Source organism: Roseovarius albus (assembly GCF_900172335.1).
Lineage (GTDB): Bacteria > Pseudomonadota > Alphaproteobacteria > Rhodobacterales > Rhodobacteraceae > Roseovarius > Roseovarius albus.
Window position 1 is genome coordinate 31,814 of the sequence record NZ_FWFX01000012.1, and the last position, 26,155, is coordinate 57,968.

Below are 26,155 nucleotides of genomic sequence, written 5' to 3' on the forward strand. Positions count from 1 at the left end.
GGACTTTGCCCGCAACAATACAAAACCCGGCAGTCGGTACTGCCGGGTTTCTTTATTCTGAACCTGACGATCAGGCCTTAGGCGTAGCCACCGTTCAGGCCCAGCGCGTCGCAATCGCGGCGCAGGGTGTTGGCGGCCAGGGTTAGGGCTTCGCCGTGGCTGGCGATCAGTTCGGCGCGGCGGATCGGGTCGCGGGTGGATTCAATCGCGCCCCAAATCGCGGCCAGTGTTTCCGACGCATCGCGCAGACGGCCCAGAGCCTCGGTATCAGCTGCCGCATTGGCGATAACTGAACCGGAGACCTTGCCAACGCCCGGCACGGTTTGTGCGCCGCCGCTGGTGTAGCCTGCTGGCACGTCGCCTTTGCAGTTGATGACGTGGCGATAACGGATGCACGACAGGATCTGATCAACCGCTTGCTTGGCGCCTTCGACGCGCGAGGTGTGCTCGGTATCCGCTGCGGCATGAGGCAGCAGTTCCAGACGGCCTGGGAAGGCTTCGATCAATGGGCGGTAGGGCACCATTGGGCCAAACAGGCTGCCATCGTCATTGACGAACAGGTCCGCATCGATGGCCGCATAAGCGACCTTGCCGCTGTCCATCGCTGCGTGCAGCGCGTCGGCGTCGATCACTTCACCACGGTCGTAGTTCACGATGATCGCGCCATCATTGAGCGCGTTCAGCACGGACGCACCGACCAGACCAGCGTTGGCGAATGTGCCATCGGCACCTTTGGCACCCAGACCGGTGTGGGGCGACAGAACGTCAGCACCTGCAGCGGCTTCTTCTGGGGTTGCGGCAAAGATGAAGCCTTCGGATTCGATCCATTTGCGGTGGTTTTCGCGGGCAAAGATCGAAACGCTCATGCCGAACGCTTTGGCGAGCTTGGCCACTTCGCGACCAATGTTGCCATAGCTGATCACAGCCATGCGCTTGCCTTCCAGCTTTTCAGTTGGATAGTCGCGCAGGTGCTTGCCGGTATCAAAGTCCCCTTTGACAACGCGGTCATGCATGTCGGCCACGTCCAGGTTTGGCAGGACCTTCAGCAGGGCCTTCATCGCCATTTGTGCGGTTGCACGGCTGTTGAAGCTTGGGGTGTTCATCAGCGGGGCAGAACCGCCCGCACCGTCACCGCCGCCCCAGCAAGCGCAGGCCATGTTGCCGGTGCCAGCACCGATGCGCACGCCGCCCTCGGGGAAGGTTGCGCCTTCGGGGAAGAAGGTCGCCGCCGCGATCACCGCGTCGTACTGGTTGCCACAGCAGGCGGCAGTCAGTTCTTCGTTGGTGCTGAGGTCAGGCTGATAGAAGAAGTGCTGACCGGCTGGCAGGTCTGAGCCGTCCCATGCGCCAACGGTGAAGGTGCCGCCATTGGCTTCGATATGGGCTTGAACCTCGGATGGGTCAGGCTCGCCATCGGCACCGAACTTCAGACCGACCAGATCGGCGATCAGGATGCGGTAGGCGCGGTTTGGATCATCCTTGCGGACATTGGAACCAGCTTCCTCTGGCGCGTCAAAGGTTGTGCCTTCTTCGGCCAGCAGCTCTTCGAGCACCACGATCTTGGCGCGCAGGTAAGCGTAGGAAATGTTTTCCAGCAGCGCGACAATGTCGTCTTGGTCACGAATACCGCCCATCCATGCGCGGTAGTCACCGGGGGTTCCGGGGAAGGCGTTGACATAACGGGCGGCGTCCAAGCCAGCCTCGTGCCAGCCATTTGGATGGGTCAGACCCTCGTAGCCCAACAACTGTTTGGACCGCGCGATGATGCGGGCGTGTACGTCTGCATCGGTGATGTCAGGGTCGTTGACGGCCAGCAGGGTTACAGCCGCGCCGCGCTTGTCGGCATTGGCCACACCGGCGACCAGCAGGTCTTGGCCGGCCAGCCAGTCGTTGATGCGCTGACGGTTGGCGGCGGAACGTTCGTTCATGGTCGCAACCGAGCCGAACATTTTTTCAACGCGCAGCAGGCCGAATGTGGTTTCAGCAAAGGCCAGCGAGGAGAAGGTGTTGATCACACCGCCGATCATTTTGTTGGCTTCTGGGTCGTAGAACGGGCCAAGGCCAACAGTTTTCTCACCGGTCAGCGGTTTCTTGGCGTCTTTTGGAACGACCAGTTTCAGCTGACGGGCGATGGCCCATGCCGGGTTTTTCTGGTTGTCTTCGATTAGCTGAATGGCCGCTGGTGTGAAGGAGGCCAGGAAGTAACCTGAGATACCGCCGATCGCCTTTTGGAACGGGGTGAAGATGTTACATTTGGTCAGGAAGCCTTCGACGACCTCAGGCGACCATGGCATGGCGCCCAGCATCGAAGTGGCGTCGATCATCGCGTGGCGGTTTTGTGGATCGCGGTCCAGCCATTCCAGCAGCGATTTGACTTCTTCTTCGGTGTAGGTGGTAGCACCGGTTGTTTCGTGGCCAACGCCAACAAACAGAGTGATGCCCATTGCTTCCAGCTCGTCCGCGCTTGGGATCGAACCTTCGTCGCCCGCAAAAACAACTTTGTCGTCGTGGCCGTTTTGGGCAAAGCGCTGCATCTCGACGATCTGGGTGCCCCAGCTTTGGCGGAAGAAGCCGCCGGCTTTCGCCGCCTCGGATTCAGGAGCGGGCGTGTCAACGAACAGTTTCTGTCCATCGAGGTTAGGGTTCATCAGGTGCATGATCGCCACTGTGAAACCACTGTGGCCGCCGCCCAGACCAACCGCCATGTGGTTGGATTTCGGGAAGCCGAAGTAGCGGTGGATGTGGTGCATCATGTCCAGCAGGATGGCGTCCGCAGGGTAACCGCGGTGCATCGAGCGGCCGATCTCGGCGGTGGTGAAAGGGCCAAGGTCCTTGCCGGTGTCGTCCAGCTTGCGATACGTATTCTCGAGCCAACGATCAAAGTCGTAGCGGTTCTGACGGCCGTCTGCCTCGTCCTTGACCACATCGGTGATCGGGCCAACACCGAAGAACGGGTTGACAGTGCGGGCTGGCGGGCCGTTACGTGTGGCTTCGAGAGAAGCAAGTCTTTGGGCGGCGAGGTCAGTCATAGGCAGGCTCGTTTCATCTAAAATCTAACGGGATTGATCGCGTTAGCGATATCGCGCCCTTATATTCAGCGTGTTTGGAAATGCGAACATAAATTTACTGTATGCGTCGCATTTTTGAAATTCTCTGTCGTTAAGAACATGGTTCTGGAAAGAAAACTGTCTTTTTGACCTTCCGTCACATGTAAATTTGCGTGCCTGATGGTTGCGTTAACATATCCAGAGTGCAATCAGTAAAACGATTCGGTACAGAGTTGGTCTGCACCGAGGCAGATAGTGAATGATCGACATGACCAATCCCCCCAACATTCTGGCAGAGCAAGAAGTGGTCGACCTTTTCGTCGTAGGGGGTGGGATCAACGGCTGTGGCATCGCGCGTGATGCTGCCGGGCGTGGGTATCGCGTGGCGCTGGCAGAAATGAATGATTTGGCATCGGCAACCTCATCTGCCTCGACCAAGTTGTTTCACGGTGGGCTGCGATATCTGGAGTACTTTGATGTCCACCTTGTCCGAGAGGCCCTGAAAGAGCGTGAAGTTTTGTTGCAGAACATGCCACACATTAGTTGGCCGATGCGATTTGTTCTTCCTTACCACAAAGATATGCGGTTCGAGAGTAGCACACCCGCAGCGAAGCTATTGTCCTGTGTCATGCCTTGGATGAAGGGCCGGCGCCCTGCATGGATGATCCGCTTTGGCTTGTTCATGTATGATTATTTGGGCGGCCGGGAGATTCTTCCCGGCACAAAGACTTTGGATCTGCGCAACTCTCTCGAAGGGGTGCCACTGAAAGAGAAGTATCAACATGCCTACGAGTATTCGGACTGTTGGATACAGGATTCGCGACTGGTTGTGTTGAACGCGCGTGATGCGGCCGCCCACGGCGCAGAAATCATGACACATACCCGCGCGGTTTCGGCTGAAATACAGGACGGCCTTTGGAATATCGCTCTGCGCAATCAGTCAACCGATGAGGAACGGCATGTCAAAGCGCGGATGTTAGTGAATGCGGGCGGCCCTTGGGTGATGGATGTGATCCAGAACACGGCTCGCCTGAACTCAAGTGACAACATCCGACTGGTGCGGGGCAGTCACATCGTGACCCGGAAGCTGTTTGATCATGGCAAATGCTATTTCTTTCAGGGCACCGACGGGCGGATCATTTTTGCCATCCCCTATGAGCAGGACTTTACCCTCATCGGGACAACAGACAGTGACCATCCAGACCCGGAGACCAAGCCGGAATGCAGTGAGAAAGAGCAAGAGTACCTTTTGAACTTCGCCTCGCAGTACTTCGAGCAATCACTCACCAGCGAAGATGTAGTTTGGACCTATTCCGGTGTGAGACCACTATATAACGACGGCGCGAGCTCAGCCTCGGCCGTGACACGTGAGTATGTGTTGAAGCTTGATGAGCGCGCAGGGGCGCCGTTGCTGAATGTCTTCGGCGGCAAGATCACCACATACCGCAAGCTCGCCGAAGCCGCTCTCATCAAGATAAACGAGGCACTGCCTGATCGCACGGATCGCAGCCCCTGGACCGAAGTTGCCCCCTTGCCCGGTGGCGATTTTCCGGTTGAGGATGTGGTCAAACTACAGGCTGAGCTACGCGCGGAATATACTTTTCTGGATGAGCCGTGGGCGCACCGCCTGATCCGCCACTATGGTTTGGAAGCCTGGGATATCCTGGGCGATGCGAAAACTGTTGAGGATCTGGGTCAGAATTTTGGCGCGACCATCAGCGAACGCGAATTGCGCTGGTCCATTGCAAATGAATGGACCCAAAGTGCCGAAGATTACCTTTGGCGGCGCACCCGTCAGGGTCTCCGATTAAGTCACACCGAGACAGACACGCTCGCCAAATTCATCGCGGACGTTGTTAGCTCACAACGTAGTGAAGCTCACTGAATTTCTGCCGCCAGGCCGACACCTCTGGCAGCAGTGCCTCGGGCGTATCAGACTGCAGCGCTTGCGAAATTAGCTGCGCCAGATGTGGGGCGTGTTCTGCCGTCATGCCCCAGCGCACCAATTCCGGCGTGCCAATCCGCATCCCGTTCATATCGCCCTCAACCTCGGCAATCGGCAGGCCGATGCCACAGGCCAAGAACCCGGCCGTGCGCAGTTTCTTGGAGGCCGCCTGTCCGCCGCCATATTGGGCCGCTTCCAGCGCAAACTGGTGCGAACGCGTAACGCCCTCAGCCGTGGCAAACACCGGCTCGCCAAGATCAGCCAGTGCCTTGGCAAGCGCCTGCGCCATGTCGATCATCGCTTGCGCATAGGTTTGGCCATGTTCGCGCCAATCCAGCATCGACACGGCAAGGGCTGCTGACTTGGCCGCATCAAAATTGGCCGTCATGCCCGGAAAGGCGATCGCATCCAGACGCTGCGCCAGATCCGCCTCGTTGGTGACAATCAGCCCGCCAGCCGGTCCACCGAGGCTTTTATAGGTGCTCATGGTCATCAGATGTGCGCCCTCAGCCAGTGGGTTTTTCCATGCCTTGCCTGCGATAATGCCGCATTGGTGGGCGGCATCGAACAGGACCTTGGCGCTTACACTGTCCGCGATCTCGCGGATCTCGCGTACGGGATGTTCAAACAGGTTCAGGCTGCCGCCAATGGTGATAAGCTTAGGCTGCACTTCTTGGGTCAGAATGCGCAGAGCATCGATATCCACCGTATAGCCATCGGCCTGTACCGGGGCGGGCACGGCGTTCAAGCCGTAAAGCCCGGCACAGCCAGCACCGTGGTGGGTGACGTGCCCGCCGATTGAGGCAGGTGGTACAATGATGGTATCGCCCGGTTGGCAGATCGTCATGAAGGCATAGAGATTTGCAATCGCCCCGGATGGTACGCGAATTTCAGCGAACTGAGCATCGAACACTTCGGCGCAAATCTGTGCCGCTATAACCTCGATCTCTTCGATTGCTTCCAACCCCATTTCGTATTTGTCACCGGGGTAGCCGAGCGAGGGGCGAGAGCCGATGCCGGAGGCCAGCAAAGCCTCGGCCCGGGTGTTCATCACATTGGTAGCCGGGTTCAGGTTGAAGCATTCACGCTCGTGGATCTCCTTGTTGCGCTCTGCAAGCGCATCAATCCGGTCCAAGATGTCGGCGTTGGTGGCCTTCGCCGTGATGCTGGCAATCTCTTGCACGCGGGTTTCGCAGTGGTCGGGCACCCAGTTCCGCATGGTCAATGTCATGGCTGTTCTCCTTTGGAGGCAGATTGAACACTCTCGACCAATCGCGCAAACCAGATTATCTATGAACTGAGTTTAGAAAAACTAAGGCTAGATAATGTCAGTTTCCCCGCCCCGCCCCAAGGGCCCGCCCCTGAATGCCCTTCGCGCGTTTGAGGCCGCCGCACGGCTGGGTGGCTTTGCGCAGGCCAGCGAGGAACTCTGCGTCACGCCTGGCGCGATTTCTCAGCATATCAAAACGCTGGAGGACTGGACGGGAACGCCCTTGTTTCAACGCAAGGCTCATGGTGTTGTGCTGACGGAGGATGGCCAACGCCTGCTGCCACATTTTACGCAGGCCTTTGACGCCTTGGGAAACGCAACGCGAGCGCTGCGAGCAACGATGGCGCTGCCAACCATCACCATTGCCGCCCTGCCCAGCATCGCTCAGCTTTGGCTCTCTCCCCGAATGCCTGCCCTGCGTGCCGCCATGCCAGAAGTTCGCTTTACAATTCTGGCGATGGAAACCCCGCCTAACCTGAGCCGCGAGCTGATTGATATCAGCCTCTTCATGCGCCCAACCTCGGATGATGAGAATCAGCATATCCTTTGCGAGGATCACATATTCCCTGTCTGCACATCTGAAGTTGCCAAACAAATTGTAAAACCTGTTGATCTGCTCGATCACACATTAATTCACGATGAAAGTTGGTCCGACGATTGGGATCTCTGGTTAAAGAAGTATGGGCCTGATGTTTTCAATACGCAGACTGAAGCGCGATACTCACTTTATAGTCTAGCGCTTGATGATGCCCGTGCGGGGGCGGGCGTGTTGATGGGCCATGCGGCCTTGGTGAATCGGGATCTTGAAAAAGGTATATTGGTGCGCCCTCTCGAGGGATTCATTCAGACCGATCAGCCCTTGATCATGGAAACTTCACCACTCAAAAACGCACCCAAAGAGGTCTCAGATTGCGCTCACTATCTGATGAATGATCACCGCATAGGAAACGAATAGTACAGCAGCATACATCTCGTTTATCCTTAAATTTCAAGCATATAAATAAGAAGGTTCCGGCCCGCGAACAGGCCAGAACCCACGCCTAACAATGACAACAATAAGACCACCGGACTCTTTAAAGGAATGCCACCCAGCGAACACTCGTAAAATAGTACGTCTCTAATATGTAAATAACAGCGGTTTTGCTCAAGTCAGGTTTCCCTGACCTTTGAACCGCAATGCGGGTATTTATCTGAGAAACGATACCCTTAGAGGGACATTTACTCCCCCTCCGCGCTAAAAACTCTGGAACGGAATGTACCGCACGAGGTCATTTTCCTGAATGTTGACAGGCCCATCTGGCAGCTCGACCAGGCCTTCGGCCCAACTCAGGCCGCTGATTCGACCCGAGCCTTCGGATTTGAACACCTCGACTTTGCCGTCGCGCAGACGGGCGCGCAGGTATTCGCGGCGGCCGGGTTTCTTGTTTTTTGCAAAGGTGGCGGGCAAATAGAAACCTTGCGGTTCTGTCCAGCCCTGCCCCGACAAAAGACACATCGCTGGGCGGGCAAAGATCAATGTGCACACCATAGCTGCAACCGGATTGCCCGGCAGGCCAAACACTGGCGTATCATACCATAGGCCCAGCGCCAAAGGGCGACCGGGTTTGAAGGCGATGCGCCATTCGGTCATGGCACCTGCTTCGTTCAAGAGCGCTGAGACGTGATCCTCGTCCCCGGCGGAGGCCCCGCCTGAGGTCAGGATGACATCCGCCTCAGATGCAGCACGATCAAAGGCGGCGCGCAGTTTTTCGCGGTCATCGGTGATCCGCCCGATGTCTATGCAGTCATATCCGAATTGTTGGATCAGGCCTGTGAGCATGGGGCGGTTGGCGTCATAAATTTGGCCCGGCGCAGCTTGCGCCCCTGCTTCGACCAGTTCGTCGCCGGTGGAGATGACGGCCACTTTGAGGCGTTTGTAGACGTCGATCTGCGCAACACCTGCCGAAGCCATCAGGGCCAGATCTGCGGGGGTGATCTGGCGACCTGCACTAAGGATCTCATCGCCGGCCTGCACATCCTCGCCTGCCTTACGGGTGTTCGCCCCGGGTTTGATACCGGCTCGAAAGGCTATTTCGCCGTCGCCCAACGTGACATCCTCTTGCAGGATTACGGTATCGACCCCATCAGGCAAAGCCGCGCCGGTCAGGATGCGGATGGCATGGCCCGCGGGCACATTTCCATCGAAGCGCAAACCGGCCGCGGCGCGACCATCGACAAAGGGCAAAACTTGATCACCGACGCCAAGGCTCGCGAAAGCAAAACCGTATCCGTCAACAGCGGTGTTTGGATGCGGTGGGTTGGCGCGCTTGGCGATGACTGGCGCGGCCAGAATGCGGCCTAGCGCCTGATCAAGGCTGATGTGTTCTGTGCCCACCACCGGGGTCAGTCGCTCTTGTAATAGGGCCAGCGCGTCATCGACCGGGGTCCAGTCCACCCCGGCGGGGAGCGCGAAACAGTCATCGTGCAAGGGGGGTGGCTTGAGGGGGCTCACAACCCAACCTCCTGCAAGACAAAATCAGCGATGGCCTTGGTGTCGTTCAGGTCAAACACCGGGCGATCCAGATCAAGCGGCACATCGCTGGCCACGGCGTGCACAGTTGGGTCATCGGGCGCGATCAGGGGATTGCCGGTCTCGGCGCGGTGGGCTTCGACTTTGGGATGATTGTCGCGTTTGTAACCTTCGACAAGGATCAGATCGACGGGGGCGAGTTTGGAGAGCAGCGCTTCGAGGGGCGGCTCATCCTCCTCGCGCAATTCATGCATCAGGGCAAAGCGGTTTTTGGAGGCCAGAAGCACCTCACTCGCGCCGGCGACGCGGTGGCGGTGGCTGTCTTTGCCGGGGTGATCCACATCGAATGTGTGATGCGCGTGTTTAACGGTGGAGACGGTAAAGCCGCGCCCGGTGATTTCGCTCACCAGCCGTTCCATAAGCCCGGTTTTGCCCGCGTTCTTCCAGCCCGCGACGCCGTATATTCTCATCTCATGTCCCCAGCATCGCCGTTGAATATTGCCTGTGCTTGTTTCAGGTCTTCGGGCGTGTTCACGTTGAAAAACGGATCGCCCGCGTCATTGAACACAGCCTCGCGTCCGTGGTGTTTATCGGTCCAGATCACTACCTTGCGCAAGCCATCATTCAGGGCAGCACGCAGATCATCCCGCAAGGCCACAGGCCAGATGCCAAAGGTGGGATGGCGGATCAGGCCGGAGCGGCTCATCGATTTGGTCTTTTCGCCCTCAGCACGCGGGGTGGCGGCCAAGGCAAGGAGATGATCCATCCCTTCGGACGCCAGCAAAAGCTGCGGCACCAGATCGCAGGGAAAGAACGGCGTGTCAGCAGCAACGGTGACGATGCTGTCTGCCCCCTGCTCTGCCGCCCAATCGAGGCCGGCCAGCACCCCAACCAAGGGTCCGGCATATCCCGCGATACTGTCAGGTAGAACCGGCAGATTGAGATGCGCAAACCGCGACGCATCGCCATTGGCGTTCAGGGCAAGACCCGCCACTTGCGGTTCCAGCCGGTCAATCACATGATCCAGAATGGTGCTGTCCCCAAGCGGCAAAAGCCCCTTGTCCCCGCCGCCCATGCGCGTCGCCTGCCCGCCTGCGAGGATGATGCCGAACGGTTGGGTCATTGATGGGTACCCCGTGCCACTGCGTGCCAGCTCCTGATTTTCTCGAGTTGCTCAATACGCGCATTTGTAAAAGCGGCCAAAGATATCAGCATCACAGCAAACGGTGTTCGAAGTATCAATGTTTGATCAGTCTGATCAATTTCGTGAACGACATACCACTTAGTTGTCCAGTCCTGACCACCACATTGCATGCGAAAGCCATCTTCATCGAATTCGTAAAAAACCAATGATCCAATCTTGTAAATATCCGGTTCCGTTAGCCCTTGGCGCTGCGTAACATATCGGCCCCAGCGATTGCACAGAACCATAGCAAAAACAACACTCGTGACGAAAACGACTAGCCCCGCTCCTCCATGAAGGCCCAGCATCAGGACCAACACATGCCCTGCCAATGCGAACGCTATTCCGACAAGAAAATATAAAGCAGCATTTCCTCCAACATAGAACAACCAAAACAACACACCATTGTTTTTTCGAAAATTTCTTAATTCACTCTCCCACTCTGGGGTAACCTTATACTCGATAGAAATGGCTTCTTTCATTCCGTGCCTTTCCGACCGAAGCGCTTGTCCTCTTCCGCCACCTGTGTCGGGTCGGCGTCGCGCAGGAGGCGCTCCTCGCCGCTGAGGCAGACAAAGCGTTTGCCGCGCATGCGGCCAATCAGGGTCAGGCCCACCTGGCGGGCGATTTCCACGCCCCAGGCGGTGAAGCCCGAGCGTGAGGCCAGCACCGGGATGCCCATCAGCGCGGTTTTGATCACCATTTCCGAGGTCAGCCGCCCGGTGGTGTACATCACCTTGTCGGCGGCGTTGACCTGTTCGGCGAACATCCAGCCGGCGATTTTGTCGACGGCGTTGTGGCGGCCGACGTCCTCCATATAGACCAGCGGGCGGTTTCCCTGACAGAGCACTGAACCGTGGATTGCCCCGGCCTCGAGGTACAGCGAAGGCGTGCGGTTGATCTTGGCGGCCAGTGCGTAGAGGTCGGAGGTTTTGACCTGCAGGTCCGGCAGGGTAACACCCTCAAGCCCCTCCATCATGTCGCCAAACACCGTGCCCACCGCGCAACCCGAGGTGCGGGTCTTTTTCTTGAGCTTTTCTTCGTAGGTGGTTTGGCTGTCGGTGCGGACCACCACGGTTTCAAGGTCATCGTCGTAGTCGACTTTGGTGACGGTTTCGCCGTCACGCAGCATGCCCTGATTACGCAGAAATCCCAGCGCCAGATATTCGGGGTAATCACCAATGGTCATGGCGGTCACTATTTCCTGACCATTGAGGAAGATCGTCAAAGGCCGTTCCTCGACCACCGCGATCTGGGTGATCTGACCGTCGTGATCAACGCCTTCGACCGCGCGGGTTAACCGCCCGGCCCCGGGAGTGGGGGCGATCAGATAATCGCTTTGATCCTCTGAAACAGCCAATTGATCCTCCTGCAATAAACCGTTACGCCGGTGCGTAGATTATTTGCCAATCTAGGGCCGAACTGTGCCAACGGAAACCACGAAATCGATCTTCTTCAGGGGTGTACGCGATGCGGCCCCGTTTTTGCTTGTTGTGGGCCCTTTTGCCTTGCTTTTCGGGGTGGTTGCGACCGAGGCGGGACTTTCTGTCTTTGAAACGCTGAGCTTTTCGGTAGCCGTTATTGCCGGGGCGGCGCAATTCACTGCTTTGGCCCTGATGGAAGATCAGGTGCCGACCATCATTGTGTTAATTTCTGCGTTGGCGGTGAACCTGCGCATGGCGATGTATTCGGCGTCATTAACCCCCTATCTGGGTGGAGCAACTTTGGGCCAGCGGGCCGTCGCAGCATATTTTCTGGTCGATCAGTCCTATGCACTGTCGATCCTGAAGTTTGAAACCAATCCGGACATGACCATGCCGCAAAGGCTGGCGTATTTCTCAGGCACCGTCGCTGCAGTGTGCCCGTTCTGGTATGTATTTACTTTCGCCGGATCGCTGATTGGCGAATCTATCCCTGAGAGTCTTGCGCTGGATTTTGCTGTACCCATTACCTTTCTTGCTTTGATCACGCCGATGCTGCGCAGTCGTGCGCATGTCGCAGCCGCGTTTGTTTCGATTGTGATGGCGTTGCTATTTGTCTGGCTGCCCTTCAATCTGGGCCTGCTGGTCGCTGGGATCACCGCGATGATGACAGGCGCGGAGATTGAGCGTCGCACGACCCTGCGTAGCGGGGGCAACGCATGATCGACAAAGGCACGCTTTGGCTGGTGATCATCGGGCTGGGTGTCGGCAGTTACACCATGCGGTTTCTGTTTCTGGGCTTTATCGGAAACCGGGAAATGCCAGAGTGGTTCTTAAGGCACCTGCGTTATACCGCGGTTGCCGTTTTGCCGGGGCTGGTTGCACCACTTGTTGTCTGGCCCGAGGCCACAGGAGGCAATCTGGACGCACCACGCTTGATCGCGGCGGTTGTCACAATCATTGCCAGCCTAGTCACGCGCAATATTGTTTTGTCTATTATTCTGGGGGCGCTCAGCCTTTATGGCGGGCTATATCTGCTGGGCTAGGGTTTCCTACCCCAGCAGTGAATATGCTTAGCTTGGCGCTTTGGTTTTGCGCAGGTAGGGGAAGATGGTTTCGAACTCACCGAACTTCTCTTTCGCGTCTTCATTCGACACGGCTGGTGGGATGATCACGTCTTCACCGGGCACCCAGTTGGCGGGTGTAGCGACACCTTTGGACGACATCTGCAATCCGTCCAGCGCGCGCAGGATTTCTGCGAAGTTCCGACCAACCGTCATCGGGTAGGTCATCGACAGTTTCAGCTGCTTGTCAGGACCTATGATGAAAACAGAGCGCACCGTCGCGCTGTCGGCAGGGGTGCGTCCATCGGGCATGTAAGCCTCGGCTGGGAGCATGTCATAGGCTTTGGAGACAGCCAGCCCGTCATCGGCGATGATAGGGAACCCGGGGTTCGCATTACCGTAGGCTTTTATATCTTCTTTCCATTTCTTGTGGTCTTCGACACCATCGACCGAAACGCCGAGCACCTTGGTGTTGCGCGCCGCCCATTCATCGTTCAACTGCGCAACCGCGCTGAATTCGGTAGTGCAGACAGGGGTAAAATCCTTGGGGTGCGAGAACAGAATCGCCCAGCTATCGCCGATCCAATCGTGAAAATCGATCTCTCCCTGATCGGTCTGGGCGGTAAAATTAGGAACAGTGTCATTAATGCGAAGAGCCATTTGGAGCTTCCTTTCTTTGCCAAATTGGTTGTGTCGAGAACAGGCTGCTGGCAGTAGGGCGAGGCAACCGACGAATTACACCCAAGCCACCCGCGACGACCAATACAACAAGATCGTGGCAGACGCTCTCAGGCTCACTTGGCCCGCATCGTCATGTATTTGCATCTAAAACGCAATGCTGAGAAAACGCCAAAACGATCACAATCTTCGCCTTATGTTCAGAAATTTAGTTTATTTTCTGTGCCCTGTCAGTCGAGGGCATGACCGGGGAGTAGTGACAAGGCCGTTTTGGACCGATACATCTGCATCAACTGAGACATTGAAGGGGCTTCGGGCATGGATCTGTCATCAATCTGCCCAAACACCACCAGAATATCCTTGTAGTTTTTCCTTTTCGCTTATGGTTCACGTATGTACGACGTCTTTAAAAAACTGTTCATATTGCTGAGCGCGCAAGAGCGCAGCAGGTTTGTCCTTCTGTCCGGTCTGCTGGTCTTTGTCGCCTTTGCAGATGTCTTTGGCATCTCCACGGTTTTGGTTTTGTTGAAGGCTTTCGCGGAACCTCAGATCCTGGAAAGCAATGCGTTACTGGCTTGGCTGCACGACACTTTGGGCTTTACAACGCTGTTTTCTTTTCAGGTGTTTTTGTCCTTGCTCGCTCTGCTGGTTGTCACGACAGCGCAGGTCCTGAAGGCGGGTGGAAGCTATGCAATTGTCCGGTTTTCGGAAATGCGGGGGTTCGAGATTTCAGTACGACTGTTCAGCTCCATTCTACAACAGCCGTACTCTTGGTTTCTGGACCACAATAGTGCCGATATCAGCAAGACCGTTCTCCAAGAAGTGCATCGCCTTGTGCACTCAGTTTTGATCCCCTGTCTGCAGCTATTGGCAAATGGCATCCTCGCGCTGTCCATCGTGACCTTCCTCGTTATTCTGGATCCTTTGGTCTCCCTTACTGCAGCTGGTTTGTTAGGCGGCAGCTATGTGTTGATCTATGTCTCGCTGCGAAAGGTGCTGAGCCGCCTTGGGCAAAAGACCGTAGACGCAAATAAGGGCCGTTACCGGATTACGACAGAGGCCACGGGCGGCATCAAGGAAGTTAAGCTAATGGATCTGGAGCAGTACTACATCGGGCGCTTCATCAAACCTGCGCTGAATTATGCAAGCTCCGGCTCCAAATCTGCAGTGTTGTGGCAGATGCCGCGTTTTGCGCTGGAGGCTCTGACGTTTGCGGTTTTGCTGGGCACGATGCTGTTTATGCTAGTGCGTCACGACGGCAATATCGTTGCGGCCATTCCCACATTGGGAACCATCGCCTTTGCTGTGATGAAACTACTGCCCGCCTTGCAAAACATCTACTTCAACTTGTCAAACATCCGCACCAGCAAGCCCCTGCTGGACCAGATCGCGAAGGAATATGTCGAGGCAGAGCAAAATCGTCTTAAGCACGCAGATGCCGGAAATCAGCAAGAGCGTATGGCGTTTCGTGAAAGTTTGGAAGCGCGCAATCTGAGTTTCGCCTACCCGAATTCGACGCGGCCCTCATTGCAGGATGTGAATCTGAACGTGGCGGCAAAATCCACGGTTGGGTTTGTCGGCGGGACAGGCGCGGGCAAGACCACATTGATCGATAGTGTCTTGGGCCTGCTAGCCCCTGATACCGGAGAGATCTTGATCGATGGCGTGCCAATCACGCCAGAGAATGTCCGGAACTGGCGGCGCTGCATCGGTTATGTGCCGCAAGTGATCTATTTGACCGACAGTACCGTCGCCGAAAACATCGCCTTTGGCGTCTCACCCGAGGCCATCGACATGACCGAGGTCGAACGCGCCGCCAAAGCCGCCTCGTTGCACGACTTTGTCGATAGCGAATTGCCACAAGGATACCAGACCGTGATCGGGGAACGTGGGGTGCGGCTCTCTGGCGGGCAGCGACAGCGCATCGGGATTGCGCGCGCGCTGTATCACGACCCCGAACTATTGATTTTGGACGAGGCGACCTCGGCGTTGGACAATGTGACCGAACGTGCGGTTATGGATGCGGTCAGCAATATCGGGCATGAGAAAACCATCATCATGATTGCCCACCGCCTGAGTACGGTGAAGAACTGTGACCGTATTTTTCTGATGGAGAGCGGCAGTGTCGTTGCAAGCGGCACTTATGAGGAATTGCTTGCGGAAAATGCGAGCTTCAAGGAACTGGCATCGGCGGGGTAGTTCCTTTCGAGGCTATGGAGTTTGACTAGCTGAAGCGCGCCATCACTCTCGGCCCCTATCATCAACGGTTAACAGATTCTTAAACTCTCACGCAGCAGAGTCGCGGGAACGTTGTTTCCCGACCTGATGCAGAGGTGTTGCCCCTTGAAGAAAAGCATGAACTACCGATACCCCAACCGGATCTTCAGGTATCTGCAACGTGCCGGGGTTTACAATGACCGCAATCTGTTTTGGTCGTTTTATGAACCGCGCAACTTTGGTGACTGGATCGGCCCCTATCTGTTTGAAGCCTACACAGGCAGGCTGCCAATGCACTATGTGCCCAATCTGGGTGGACGTTCCACCGCCGTCTACGCAGCTGGCAGCATCCTTCGCAATGTCGAGCGTCCCGATAGGGCAACAATCTGGGGCTCGGGCATCATTCACAGCGCAGACACATTTCCACGCCCAAAGGAAGTATTGGCGGTCAGGGGGCCACGTTCGAACGCACGGCTGTCGGAACTGGGATATGAAACTGCTGCGGTTCATGGCGACCCGGGAATTTTGTTGCCGTTGCTTTACCACCCGCGGGTTCGCAAATCCTTCAGGGTCGGTTTGATCCCGCACTATGATGACTATGACCTCATGCGGTCCGCCTATTCCGGCATGCCTGATTTGCAAATTGTAGATGTCCGAAAAGATGTGGAAAGCGTCATCAATCAAATCACTGCTTGCGAGATGACTCTGTCATCGTCGTTACACGGTATCATCCTGTCACATAGTTACGGAGTACCGTGTTGCTGGATTGACTCTTGGCATGGGTTGATCGGGGATGGCGTCAAGTTTCTTGACTATTTTGAAGCCGCTGCGATTTTTGGCGTTCGTCCTCAGGCCTTGCCAAAATCCGCAGAAATTGCGGAATTGGAGTCAATGGTTCGAGACTCCGATATGGCCGAGTTGGCACCTCTGCAAGGTCCTCTGCGGGCGGTGTGCCCGTTCGCTTCACTCGGCCCTAATCGCGAAAAATAAAGTCGTCTGTCTGGACGATTTGAGCTTTCGCTTGTTGTTTTTCTTTGGGGACCTGACGGGGCTGCCGTGGTTCTGCTGGCACAGCTTTGGATGTGGCCGTGCGCATGGGGGTGCGCAGCAAGTGAAACAGCGCCTCGCGCTTGCCCATAAGCTGTTCAGGCACCGACCGTCTTTGCGACGGCTTTCGATTGTCTTGCATATTTTGCCTGCTGTTTTTTCTGCTCTGCAAGCACTATACAGACATCGCTTAAAAAATTAACAAAAATTTAACCTTCTACGCTATAAGCGCAGAGATTCATTGCATCTTTGCCCGCCGCGCGGACAAATAAAGCCCCGGCAGGATCAGAAAGCAGGCACCATATCGTTTGGCCAATCGGATTGGGTTGCTTAGCATGCGCCACAACCATTCCAGCGCCAATTTACGTACCCAGGCCGGGGCGCGCCGTTGTGTGCCCGCGATGAAATCGAGCCCTGCACCGATGGAGACAAAACCGCATCTTGGGGCAATTTCAGAGGCAAAATGAGCGAAAACCTCCTGCTTGGGTGCTCCAAGCGCCAAGAAGCACAGGCGGATATCATTGTCACGGAGTTCTTGCGCGACCTGCTGCGCTTCATCACCTGTCGGGTTGAACCCGAACGTCGGCGCAATTTTCACCCGGACATCCAAACTGGGAAACTGCGATTCCAAACGTTGCCCAGCCACATCAAGTGTTTCAGCCGCCGCACCAACGAAAGCGACAGGAACATTGGCTTCGGCCGCAACCTTTGCCAGGGGCACAACCAAGTTTGCACCAGGCACCAGTTTCACACTCTGGCCCATGACACCGCGCAGCCAGACAATTGGATTGCCGTCCGCCACCACCAGATCATGCGCCTGATAGGCCTTCTCGAAGACTGGATCGTGAGACAGTTTCACGATGTGATCGAGGTTGAGTGTTGCGAGCGTGAAGCCTTTGCCCATGGTCAAATTCTTGGCCACCTGTGCAAGCATGGTTTCAAGGTCCGGCGTATTCACCAGAGACAGAAACTCAACATTTTTGTCTTTACCAAGACCTTGAGACATGCGCGGCCCTATTCACCATGGAACCATATGAATTTTCTACATCTTGGCGTATCAGCCTACCGTATACGGAGCAAGCGCACAGCTCGATCTCACAATAGAATGCAGAGATAACCACCCCACCCGCGTCTAAGTCTCCTCCATTTACCTGAGTGACGTAAACGATTTGTTTACCAATACTCGCCCAAATCAAAAGCATGAATCTGTGCCCTCAGAAAAGTTTAGCGGGTTGGCAATCTGAAACCTACGCCGCTGCATCGATGCCCAGTGCCACTTTGATTTCGGCGCAGTCATTTCTGGTCGACCGCATAGTCCCAGATTGCGAAGTCATTCACCTTCCCTCGGCGGATGTGCCCGGTGGCATCTTGAAGTACAGGATTGCTGTGAGTGCCTTCCGGTCTCAAGAAAGACCACGGCGGCTAAAATTCGTGCCTGCTCAAAACATAACGGCCCCGGATGGCAGCATCATATTCGACTTTCGTCATCATAGCCCCGGCAACTGGGCACACCTGCTCACTATGCATCTGCCGCTGCTTTTTCACATCTCTGAACAACTTGCGATCCCATGGCAGCAAGCCTTGATTCTGATGCCAAAAAGCGCCCCACGTTATGCAAGGCGTGCGCTCGCTATGTTTGGGCTCAAAACGCTCTTTACTGATGACATCGTACATGGTGCCGGGGTAGAGATCATTGCCGATCCCTGGCAGTGTTTTTGGCCGGTCCGCCCGGATTGGGCGACGACACATTCCGTTTTGTCGGCCTTACATGCAGCAATCGCGCGAGAGGATCGGCAATTACCAAGACGGATTTTGTTATTACGGCGCGATACGCGCACGCTGACCAACTCCGCAGATATAGTAGCGTTGACAGAGCCATTGGGCTTTGAGGTGGTGTACCCAGAGGATTACACCCCTGCAGAACAAGCCGCGTTCTTTATGAATGCCGAAGCGATCATTGCGGTGCATGGTGCCGGGCTGGCCCCTTTGCTGTATCGCACCAAGAATAGCGCGCACATGAAACTTGTTGAGTTGTTTCCATGCGGGCACATCACCTCTGTGTTTCGCTTCATCGCAACCCAAACAAATACGGCTTGGGTTGGGGTGCGTGGAAAACTACGCCCTGAATACGTGAAACCTGCCTATCGCTTGTCAAAGCCCTATCGCCGTTTCTCCCTCGACAATTTCGAGGTCGACCCCCGTTCTCTAATGCTTGCATTACGAAAGCTGGAGATTGCGGCCTGAAAGTTAAACTTTTCATAAATTTGAGAAAGTCATGCTGAGTGATCACCTCCACAACCTTAAAACACAGAGCCTGAGCCTTCGGGAATTTGAACATTTATCGCGCATGCTGGTTTTAGGGGAACGGTTCAGTCACGCCGCCGAAGCAAAGGCTATTATTCCAAAAAAAATCGCCCCGCGGCTCACTTCTGCGAGGCAGCTTTCCACGCCGACCATCCCACGCGTTATCCATCAGACCTTTGAAACAAGTCAGGTCACTCAAAGTATGTATGACGCCGCAATGCGTTGGGTGGAGATCAATCCAGAGTTTGAATATCGCTTTTATGATAAAGACGACCGTCGTGATTTTATCCGGAAGCATTTCGGGGGTGACATGCTCTCCGCTTATGACAAAATCAACCATGGTGCATTCAAGGCTGATTTCTGGAGATACTGCATTTTGTATCAGCATGGCGGCGTCTACGCCGACATTGATATCCTGACCTTGGCACCGCTTCGGCAGGTCATCCATGCCGGGGATCAGTTCGTAGCAGCACGAGAACCCATCGTGCGGTATGGCATTACAAACAGCTTTATCTGTGTGCCGTCCAAGCATCCGTTCATGAAAGCTGCAATTGAGCGCGCCACCCAAAAGATCCATGAAAACTCCGGGAAATTCGATGGGTTCATGCTAACCGGCCCCGCCAATTTGGGTATGGCGGTCAATGCCTGTTTGGGGCGGGCGGAAAATACGGAACAAAACTTAGGTGTTAGCTTTGACGGCACAGCCCATTCCTATCGGTTGGTCGAATTGCTATCGCCCTTGCCAAATCGTCCACGCTGTATGGTCGATAACGGCAGGGTTATCCTGCAGTCTGAATATCCCGGGTATCGCAAGGAGTTGAGTGTTTTTGGGTTAAAACACTGGTTAATGGACCCGGTCTATAGCGGGTTTGTTCCCCGACTGCGACGAAGTCTTGTTGGTAGGGTTGTTCGAAGGTACGTTCGAAAATTCATACCCAAGACTCCCTGAGGCGCATGCGTACGTTCGACGACATCTACCAAATTGCAATTGATCGCAAAGGCAGTGCGGCAGCCGTCGAGGCATTACTCCGCACGCCACTGCCGTTGGAGGAATTGCGTGAAATCCCCGAGGACCGCTGGCTGGCCATGATGGCCAAGTGCATTTTCCAGGCTGGATTCAGCTGGAAAGTCATTGAAAGCAAGTGGGAGGGATTTGAGGCCGCCTTTGACGGGTTTGACATCGGGCGCTGTGCGTTCATGGATGACGAAAAATTTGACAGTCTGATCAGCGATACACGTATCATTCGCAATGGCACCAAGATCGCCGCAGTGCGTGACAATGCGGCTTTTTTGTTAGAATTGCGCGCCGAAGGTGGAGTTGGCGAAACACTCGGTGGCTGGCCCTCTACCGACTTCATCGGCTTGTTGGAGATGCTCAAAAAACGCGGCTCACGATTGGGTGGAAGTACTGGCCCGATCGCCTTACGGTTTGTTGGGCGTGATGGATTCTTGCTCTCGGCCGACGTGACCGCCCGACTGATCGCAGAGGGTGTGATCGACAAACCCGCCACCTCCAAGTCCGCGATGAAGGCAGTGCAGTCCGCCTTCAACACTTGGATGGATCAATCTGGACGCTCGTTAACGGAGATCAGCAAGGTGCTGGCCCTGTCGGTTTAACCCAACTTTCCGGCCAGACCATCATCGATCAGTTTGATGCTTTCTTCGATGCCGTAGAGTGCGATGAACCCACCAAAACGCGGGCCTTGCGACGCACCCAGAAGCACCTCGTATAGCGCCTTGAACCAATCGCGCAGTGGGTCAAACCGTTCGCGGCCGCAAGCAAAGACCAACCCTTGCAGCTCTTCTGAATCCGCCGGACCATCCCATTCTGCCAACTTGTCGCGCAGTTCTTGCAGCGCCTCGCGTTCCAGATCCGTCGGCGCGCGGAACACGCGTTGTGGTTTGACGAAATCGTTGTAATACCGCACGGCAAACCCGGCGGCCTGATCCAGATCTGGGTGTGTTTCGGCGCTTGCTTCGGGTGCATAGCGTTGGATGAATCCCCAAAGTTGTTCTTTATCTTCGGCACTGGAAACCGAAGCCAGGTTGAGCAGCATCGAGAAGGGCACAACCATATTGCTTTCGGGGACATTGCCGCCGTGGATGTGCCACACCGGGTTGTTCAACTGCGCCTTAAGATCCTGTGTCGGATAGGCGCGCAGCTGTTGGTGGTATTCATCCACCGCCTTTGGGATCACGTCAAAATGCATTCGCTTGGCGGTTTTCGGCTTTTGATACATAAAGTACGACAGGCTTTCGGAACTGGCATAGGTCAGCCATTCGTCAATCGACACGCCATTGCCAGATGTTTTGGAGATCTTCTGACCGTTCTCATCAAGGAACAACTCATAGGTGAAGTGCTCGGGCGCTTTTGCCCCCAGCACCCGGCAGATGCCATCATAGATCGGCGTGTTGGTGGAATGGTCTTTACCATACATCTCGAAATCGACGCCCAGCGCGGCCCAGCGTGCGCCGAAGTCTGGCTTCCACTGCAGCTTCACATTGCCGCCGGTCACCGGCAGCGTCCATTCTTTGCCATCCTCGTCATCAAAGGTGATGGTATGGTCCGATGCATTCACCGATTTCATCGGCACATACAGGACCCGCCCAGTTTCCGGGTGGATCGGCAAGAAGATCGAATAGGTCTGGCGACGCTCTTCGCGCAGGCTTTTGAGCATGATCGACATGATGTCATCATAGCGTTCAACGCAACGGCGCAGGATCTCGTCAAACTGGCCCGAAGCATAAAACTCGGTCGAGCTGATGAACTCATAATCAAACCCAAAGGTGTCCAGGAAGCGGCACAGCATCGCGTTATTGTGCGCGCCAAAACTGTCGTGCGTGCCAAAGGGATCGGGCACCGAGGTCAGTGGCTTTTGCAGGTGTTCTGTCAACGATTCTGAATTGGGCACATTGCCCGGCACCTTACGCATGCCATCCAGATCATCAGAGAATGACACCAGTTTGGTCGGAATGTCGCTGATCTCTTCAAAGGCGCGCTTGACCATCGCGGTGCGTGCCACCTCGCCAAATGTACCGATATGCGGCAAGCCCGAGGGGCCGTAACCTGTTTCAAACAGGACATATCCCTTTTCCGGCGGGGTCTTTTGATAGCGTTTGAGCACCCGGCGGGCTTCTTCAAAGGGCCAGGCTTTGGATTGAAGGGCGGCGTCGCGCAGCTCAGACATGGGAAATCTCCGGTTTTTCTTGGCGTATTGTCGCGCACAAGATCGCACGCTTCCTATTGCTCATGCTCCTTACAGTCAATATTCTGCACCGCAACATTAGTGCGAAAGGATGCTTGATGACCGACCAGATCCCTCACCCCCTCAGCCCACAGGACTGCCTTGTCGTGGTGATGATCGCCGTTTCGGCCTCGGATGAAACCATTCGCACTTCGGAATTGGTCAAGATCGAAGTGGCCGTGAACAACCTGCCGATCTTTGCGCAGTATGATCTGGACCGCATGCGGATCATGGCGCAGACGGTGTTTGACCTCTTTAGTGTCGAAGACGGTTTGGACGCGCTTTTTGGTTTGGTGCGGGACAACCTGCCCGAAGAGCTGTTTGAAACGGCCTACGCATTGGCCTGCGATGTTGCTGCAGCGGATGGCGCATTGGACGAGGCAGAACTGCGTATTCTGGAAGAGATTCGCTATGAACTGAACATCGACCGGCTGCACGCGGCCGCCATCGAACGCGGCTCGCGTGCAAGACATATGACGGTGTAAACGAATAGCACAATGCCTTGCATCGCCCACAACATCTGACTGACATTCACTTCTGTTTTGCGATGGGTGGTAAAAAGCCTGCCTAAGCGCAACTTATGCATATGTCATAAACGCGCAAACTTTGCAGACGTTTACTTCGACAAATTCGATTTTGACTGACTTTTGGGTTCCTGGCTATAGCTGGCGGTGGCTGGCTGCTGCTGGGTACCTGATGGTTGGCTTGTGTGCTGTAGATAATAGCTTTCGGAGTGGTGTCAATAATAAATCAACAAAATCATATAGTTGACAAAATTTATCAACAATTAAAATTCAATTGAACCTACAAAAATGCGACATCTCCCTATGTCGGAATTCGGCGCGCGCAGATCTAAATCGCGATGCAGGCTGAGGTCAAATAGCAAGGACGCCAGCCATGAACACGCATTACCGTGATACGCGCAAGATTGACCCGACCCGTGGGGACACCATCGGGGACAATACGCCAAATGATAAAAACCGGGTCGAGATTGGCCCAACGCAATTGGCGTTTTCAGAGTGGGAAGCGGCAGGGTTGGTGCCGCCGGATCTGCAGAAAATGCGCCGCCATCGTTGGGAGCGGCTAACCCAGTTCATCAATGATCGCGATTATGCGGGCCTGCTGGTGTTTGATCCGCTCAACATTCGCTATGCCACCGACAGCACCAACATGCAGCTGTGGAATACGCATAATCCGTTTCGAGCGCTGCTGATCTGCGCGGATGGTTACATGGTGATGTGGGATTACAAAAACTCACCCTTTCTCAGCGAATTCAATCCGCTGGTGCGTGAGCAAAGATCAGGCGCAGATCTGTTCTATTTCGACCGTGGTGACAAGGTGGATGTGGCGGCGGATGTGTTCTCGAACGAGGTGCGCGTACTGCTGGAGGAACACAGCTCCGGCAACAAACGTTTGGCCGTCGACAAGATCATGTTGCACGGGTTGCGTGCGCTCGAAGCCCAAGGGTTTCAGATCATGGAAGGCGAAGAGCTGACCGAGAAATGCCGCGCGGTGAAAGGCCCGGATGAGATCTTGGCTATGCGTTGTGCCAGCCATGCTTGCGAAACCGCGGTCGCCGAGATGGAAAAATTCGCAAGAGAGAAAATTCCCGGGGGGGGCGTTTCAGAAGATGACATCTGGGCGGTGCTGCACGCTGAAAACATCCGCCGCGGCGGCGAATGGATCGAAACTCGGCTTCTTGCCTCGGGCCCACGCACCAACCCGTGGTTTCAGGAATGCGGCCCGCGCATCGTTCAAAACAATGAAATCGTGAGTTTTGATACTGATCTGATCGGAAGCTACGGCATCTGTGTTGATATCAGCCGCAGCTGGTGGATTGGCGATGAAAAGCCGCCCGCCGATATGATCTATGCCATGCAACACGGGCATGAACACATCATGCAGAACATGGAGATGCTGAAGCCCGGTGTGATGATCCCGGAGTTGAGCGCTAATACCCATGTCCTGGATGACCAGTATCAGAAACAGAAATACGGCTGCCTGATGCACGGTGTGGGCCTGTGTGATGAATGGCCACTGGTGGCCTATCCGGATCACGCAGTCGAGGGTGCCTATGATTACCCGCTTGAACCGGGGATGGTTCTGTGTGTCGAGACTTTGGTCAGCCCTGAGGGCGGCGACTTCTCTATCAAGCTGGAGGATCAGGTGCTGATCACCGAAGACGGTTATGAAAACCTGACCAAATATCCGTTTGATCCGGCGTTGATGGGTGAAGCCTAAATCGCACGCGCCCTGAAATTGAGCGAAGGTGAAATTATTACAAACTTCACCTTCGCGTGACGGCAGGGTCATAATACTGGTTGTTTGCAAGGCGCTTGCCTAGGTTTGTCGGGTCTTTCCACGAAAGGGCCCACTCATGCCGACCGAACGCTTTACCTTTACTGGCCATGCAGGCCACGAACTGGCTGCGCGCCTTGATCTGCCCGAGGGGCCGCATCTGGCCACGGCCCTGTTTGCCCATTGCTTTACCTGTTCCAAAGATATCCCCGCCGCGCGCCGGATTTCGGCCCGTTTGGCTGGGGCCGGCATTGCAGTTTTGCGGTTTGATTTTACCGGCTTGGGCCATTCCAAGGGCGAGTTTGAAAACACGTCCTTCGCAACCAACGTGAACGATCTGGTTCTGGCTGCTGAAGCGTTGAAGGAACGTGGCATGGCCCCAGGCATGTTGGTCGGGCATTCTTTGGGCGGTGCCGCCGTCTTGGGCACAGCGCGCAAGATCGACAGCGTCAAAGCCGTGGTCACCATCGGTGCGCCGTATGATCCCGGTCACGTGACCCACAACTTTGGTGATGCATTGGATCAAATTGCAGCTGACGGTGTGGCCGAGGTTATGCTGGGGGGCCGCGCCATCCGCATTGGCCAAGGCTTCGTTGAGAATGTGAACGCCGAGAACCTAGCAGACGACATTGCCAACCTGAATCGCGCGCTGCTGGTACTACATGCCCCACTGGATTCAACGGTCGGCATCGATAATGCCGCCGAGATTTTCAAGGCGGCCAAGCACCCCAAAAGCTTTGTCACTCTGGACAATGCCGATCACCTGGTCACCGATGCGGCAGACGCTGAATATGCAGCTGAGGTTATTGCCGCCTGGGGTGCGCGTTATCTTGATCTACGGGCCCCGGCCCCGCCCCCGGGCGCGCCAGAGGGGATTGTTCGCGTGTCTGAGGCCGACACCCACGGCTTTTTGCAAGACGTGAACTCTGGCCCCAAGCACCACACGCTGGCGGATGAGCCGGTGGCCTATGGCGGCTCAGATCAGGGCATGACACCTTATGGGTTCCTGTCTGGGGGCCTCGGTGCGTGCACCTCGATGACCATTCGCATGTATGCGCGCCGCAAGGGATGGCCATTGGAACATATCAGTGTCGATGTGAACCACAACAAGGTCCACGCTCAGGATGCAGATTCCCGCAACGAGACACAAGCAGACAAGTTCACCCGAGTGATTCACCTCAAAGGGGCATTGACCGAAGACCAGCGCGCCAAACTTTTGGAGATCGCTGACAAGTGCCCGGTACACCGCACACTTGAACGTAGTTCGCTGGTTGAAACGAAGTTGGCTTAGGCCTTCGCAGGGTCAGGGGGCATGCCCCCCATTTTCTGCGCAACTGCGATGGAACTACACATTTCTTGGTGCAGGCGTTCGATCTCGTCTAGCTGTCCGCCAATTGCGAAAAACGGCGTACCGGACGCTTGGGTGCGTACATAGAGCTTTGCCACGCCGTTCGGAACCTTGGGGCGCACGATGTAGAAGCTTTCAATGTCATCAATATTGATTGTCCGCGATATCCGGCCCTGATCGTTGATATTGATCCGTGTCAGCTCCAGCGTACGCTGCACGATGTTCAATCGCAGCTGATGGCGAAACCCGCGCGTACCATAGGCAAAAATGAACAAGCCGACAGCAACTGATGCGAGTGAAAGAAATCGACTGCTGGTGACCATTTGTTCGGTCGCGTTGTCAGGTAAAAGGGCCTGAACCATAATCGCACCTACGATTAAAAGTACGCCAGCCAGACGCAAGACAACCTCGGTGATCGCTTCCAAACGAAAACGTTCCGGGCGCTCCCGCGCGGTCACGCCAAGGGCAGACGGGAACATCATCACTGACCTCCAGTCCAGGTCACTTATCGCTTCAGGTTGCTGCATGATTGATTCCGTCGCTCCACTTCACGTTGCAACATTCACGCTGAAAACGGCA

At 55.5% G+C, this 26,155-nt stretch carries 23 protein-coding genes; 12 read left to right on the top strand and 11 right to left on the bottom strand.

All coding sequences use genetic code 11. The features are described 5' to 3' along the window. Window positions 1-77 precede the first annotated feature (77 nt). Window positions 78-3,029, bottom strand: a complete 2,952-nt coding sequence (locus ROA7450_RS16185) for an NAD(P)-dependent oxidoreductase (protein WP_085806991.1) — start codon at window positions 3,027-3,029, stop codon at window positions 78-80. Window positions 3,030-3,315: 286 nt separating this feature from the next. Here ROA7450_RS16185 and glpD point away from each other — a divergent pair, with 286 nt between their 5' ends. Beyond that, complete coding sequence (glpD, locus tag ROA7450_RS16190; RefSeq protein ID WP_085807095.1) at window positions 3,316-4,932, top strand: glycerol-3-phosphate dehydrogenase; 1,617 nt, start codon at window positions 3,316-3,318, stop codon at window positions 4,930-4,932. Here the strand turns inward: glpD and glyA are convergent. Continuing rightward, window positions 4,904-6,223: a serine hydroxymethyltransferase gene (gene glyA, locus ROA7450_RS16195; protein WP_085806992.1), complete on the bottom strand. Its 1,320-nt coding sequence runs from the start codon at window positions 6,221-6,223 to the stop codon at window positions 4,904-4,906. The genes glpD and glyA overlap by 29 nt on opposite strands. Before the next feature lie 94 nt (window positions 6,224-6,317). On the opposite strand from glyA, the gene ROA7450_RS16200 reads away from it, so the two are divergent. Beyond that, window positions 6,318-7,217 (top strand): LysR family transcriptional regulator, encoded by a 900-nt coding sequence (locus ROA7450_RS16200; RefSeq protein ID WP_085806993.1) that lies wholly within the window; start codon window positions 6,318-6,320, stop codon window positions 7,215-7,217. Between the two features lie 279 nt (window positions 7,218-7,496). On the opposite strand, the gene ROA7450_RS16205 is transcribed toward ROA7450_RS16200, so the two are convergent. Genes ROA7450_RS16205 through fdhD form a run of 5 tightly spaced genes read right to left on the bottom strand, consistent with a single transcriptional unit; the run spans window position 7,497 to window position 11,329 of the window. After that, window positions 7,497-8,753, bottom strand: a complete 1,257-nt coding sequence (locus ROA7450_RS16205; protein ID WP_085806994.1) for a molybdopterin-binding protein — start codon at window positions 8,751-8,753, stop codon at window positions 7,497-7,499. Further along, window positions 8,750-9,241 (bottom strand): molybdopterin-guanine dinucleotide biosynthesis protein B, encoded by a 492-nt coding sequence (mobB, locus tag ROA7450_RS16210; RefSeq protein ID WP_085806995.1) that lies wholly within the window; start codon window positions 9,239-9,241, stop codon window positions 8,750-8,752. The genes ROA7450_RS16205 and mobB overlap by 4 nt, the downstream gene beginning before the upstream one ends. Beyond that, a complete protein-coding gene (mobA, locus tag ROA7450_RS16215; protein WP_085806996.1) occupies window positions 9,238-9,894 on the bottom strand; it encodes a molybdenum cofactor guanylyltransferase MobA in 657 nt (218 codons plus the stop codon). The genes mobB and mobA overlap by 4 nt, the downstream gene beginning before the upstream one ends. Then, window positions 9,891-10,436, bottom strand: a complete 546-nt coding sequence (locus ROA7450_RS16220; RefSeq protein WP_085806997.1) for a YcxB family protein — start codon at window positions 10,434-10,436, stop codon at window positions 9,891-9,893. Before ROA7450_RS16220 ends, mobA begins: the two co-directional genes overlap by 4 nt. Next, window positions 10,433-11,329: a formate dehydrogenase accessory sulfurtransferase FdhD gene (gene fdhD / locus ROA7450_RS16225; RefSeq protein ID WP_085806998.1), complete on the bottom strand. Its 897-nt coding sequence runs from the start codon at window positions 11,327-11,329 to the stop codon at window positions 10,433-10,435. The genes ROA7450_RS16220 and fdhD overlap by 4 nt, the downstream gene beginning before the upstream one ends. Window positions 11,330-11,378: 49 nt before the next feature. Here fdhD and ROA7450_RS16230 point away from each other — a divergent pair, with 49 nt between their 5' ends. Further along, window positions 11,379-12,098 (top strand): AzlC family ABC transporter permease, encoded by a 720-nt coding sequence (locus ROA7450_RS16230; RefSeq protein WP_085806999.1) that lies wholly within the window; start codon window positions 11,379-11,381, stop codon window positions 12,096-12,098. Then, entirely contained in the window at window positions 12,095-12,421 is a 327-nt protein-coding gene (locus ROA7450_RS16235; protein WP_085807000.1) for an AzlD domain-containing protein, read from the top strand. Before ROA7450_RS16230 ends, ROA7450_RS16235 begins: the two co-directional genes overlap by 4 nt. A gap of 27 nt (window positions 12,422-12,448) precedes the next feature. On the opposite strand, the gene ROA7450_RS16240 is transcribed toward ROA7450_RS16235, so the two are convergent. Continuing rightward, window positions 12,449-13,099 carry a peroxiredoxin gene (locus tag ROA7450_RS16240; protein WP_085807001.1) on the bottom strand — a complete coding sequence of 217 codons (651 nt, stop codon included), beginning with the start codon at window positions 13,097-13,099 and terminating at the stop codon, window positions 12,449-12,451. A gap of 411 nt (window positions 13,100-13,510) precedes the next feature. Here ROA7450_RS16240 and ROA7450_RS16245 point away from each other — a divergent pair, with 411 nt between their 5' ends. Together ROA7450_RS16245 and ROA7450_RS16250 are read left to right on the top strand one after the other, a co-directional pair. Beyond that, window positions 13,511-15,316, top strand: coding sequence for an ABC transporter ATP-binding protein (locus ROA7450_RS16245; protein WP_085807002.1), 1,806 nt, complete (start codon window positions 13,511-13,513; stop codon window positions 15,314-15,316). Window positions 15,317-15,472: 156 nt separating this feature from the next. Beyond that, on the top strand, window positions 15,473-16,324 hold the full coding sequence (locus ROA7450_RS16250; RefSeq protein ID WP_159454074.1) for a polysaccharide pyruvyl transferase family protein: 852 nt from the start codon (window positions 15,473-15,475) through the stop codon (window positions 16,322-16,324). 295 nt (window positions 16,325-16,619) lie between these two features. Here ROA7450_RS16250 and ROA7450_RS16255 read toward each other — a convergent pair whose 3' ends face one another. Further along, entirely contained in the window at window positions 16,620-17,387 is a 768-nt protein-coding gene (locus ROA7450_RS16255) for a WecB/TagA/CpsF family glycosyltransferase (RefSeq protein ID WP_085807004.1), read from the bottom strand. 194 nt (window positions 17,388-17,581) lie between these two features. Between ROA7450_RS16255 and ROA7450_RS16260 the strand changes: the two genes are divergently transcribed. From ROA7450_RS16260 to ROA7450_RS16270, 3 genes are read left to right on the top strand one after another with little or no spacing between them, the layout of a single operon-like run. Beyond that, the gene (locus ROA7450_RS16260) at window positions 17,582-18,625 is read left to right on the top strand and encodes a glycosyltransferase family 61 protein (protein ID WP_085807005.1); all 1,044 of its coding nucleotides are present in this window, start codon (window positions 17,582-17,584) and stop codon (window positions 18,623-18,625) included. A gap of 31 nt (window positions 18,626-18,656) precedes the next feature. Further along, window positions 18,657-19,634, top strand: coding sequence for a glycosyltransferase family 32 protein (locus ROA7450_RS16265; RefSeq protein WP_085807006.1), 978 nt, complete (start codon window positions 18,657-18,659; stop codon window positions 19,632-19,634). A gap of 5 nt (window positions 19,635-19,639) precedes the next feature. After that, the gene (locus tag ROA7450_RS16270) at window positions 19,640-20,302 is read left to right on the top strand and encodes a DNA-3-methyladenine glycosylase I (protein WP_085807007.1); all 663 of its coding nucleotides are present in this window, start codon (window positions 19,640-19,642) and stop codon (window positions 20,300-20,302) included. Here the strand turns inward: ROA7450_RS16270 and ROA7450_RS16275 are convergent. Then, window positions 20,299-21,873 carry a lysine--tRNA ligase gene (locus ROA7450_RS16275; RefSeq protein ID WP_085807008.1) on the bottom strand — a complete coding sequence of 525 codons (1,575 nt, stop codon included), beginning with the start codon at window positions 21,871-21,873 and terminating at the stop codon, window positions 20,299-20,301. The genes ROA7450_RS16270 and ROA7450_RS16275 overlap by 4 nt on opposite strands. A 116-nt stretch (window positions 21,874-21,989) precedes the next feature. Between ROA7450_RS16275 and ROA7450_RS16280 the strand changes: the two genes are divergently transcribed. The 3 genes from ROA7450_RS16280 (at window position 21,990) to ROA7450_RS16290 (ending at window position 25,519) form a co-directional block, all read left to right on the top strand. Further along, the gene (locus ROA7450_RS16280) at window positions 21,990-22,415 is read left to right on the top strand and encodes a tellurite resistance TerB family protein (RefSeq protein ID WP_085807009.1); all 426 of its coding nucleotides are present in this window, start codon (window positions 21,990-21,992) and stop codon (window positions 22,413-22,415) included. Between the two features lie 412 nt (window positions 22,416-22,827). After that, a complete protein-coding gene (gene dddP, locus ROA7450_RS16285; protein ID WP_085807010.1) occupies window positions 22,828-24,171 on the top strand; it encodes a dimethylsulfonioproprionate lyase DddP in 1,344 nt (447 codons plus the stop codon). Window positions 24,172-24,307: 136 nt separating this feature from the next. Next, a complete protein-coding gene (locus ROA7450_RS16290; RefSeq protein ID WP_085807011.1) occupies window positions 24,308-25,519 on the top strand; it encodes a bifunctional alpha/beta hydrolase/OsmC family protein in 1,212 nt (403 codons plus the stop codon). Here the strand turns inward: ROA7450_RS16290 and ROA7450_RS16295 are convergent. Then, window positions 25,516-26,103 (bottom strand): hypothetical protein, encoded by a 588-nt coding sequence (locus ROA7450_RS16295; RefSeq protein ID WP_143534494.1) that lies wholly within the window; start codon window positions 26,101-26,103, stop codon window positions 25,516-25,518. The two genes, ROA7450_RS16290 and ROA7450_RS16295, sit on opposite strands and share 4 nt — an antisense overlap. Window positions 26,104-26,155: the final 52 nt, after the last annotated feature.